Consider the following 709-nt stretch of genomic DNA (forward strand, 5'->3'; position numbering starts at 1 on the left):
TACTTGTAGCTTTTTTATCTCCATCCAGCCCTAGCGCAGCATCAAGTTGCTTCATCGCTTCTTCTTTCGTTAGCGTATCCGCCTCTACTTGATCAAAAATGGCCTGCACCTTTTCTTTTGAAATTTCATTAGCGTTCGATGGTTTACTTGCAGGACCACTCACTTTATTTTTATCCCCCTTAATGCCTAGCGCAGCATCTAGTTGCTTCATCGCTTCTTTTTTCGTTAGTGTACCCGCTTCTGCTTGATTAAAAATAACTTGCACCTTTTCTTTTGAAATTTCATCAAGGTTCGTTGGTTTACTTACTTGACCTACCACATATTCACTTCTCTCACTCACTTGAGTTGGTGCCTCTGCTGCAAATGCAGACCCCATCGTGGATAGTGCGAATACTGCACCTAAAGTTGTAGCAGCTAATCTCTTTTTCTTTTTCATGTTTTTATTCTCCTTTTAAGATGTATTTTGTCTTACAGGTTTTATAATAGAGGCATTATCTGTAGTTCATATGGTAATAGGGTGGAGAATTTCTAGAGATTTCCTGGAGATTATCTGGAGTTCCCTTCTTTCTTATTGTTCACCTTCACCACAACTAATAGAAAAGGTTTTAGACAGCAAAAAAACGCCCCCCATTATGAACTGCACCCCAATTGTTAGACACAACTAACAATTGGAGGTGTAGTTTTTTTATGACGAAATTTACAAATGAAC

The 709-nt window shown here is 38.6% G+C and carries 1 pseudogene; it reads right to left on the reverse strand.

The features are described 5' to 3' along the window. Window positions 1–436, reverse strand: a pseudogene (locus tag AC07YC_RS22800) (hypothetical protein); the annotation flags it as partial. Window positions 437–709: the final 273 nt, after the last annotated feature.

Source organism: Lysinibacillus sp. GW247-5R2A (assembly GCF_059424475.1).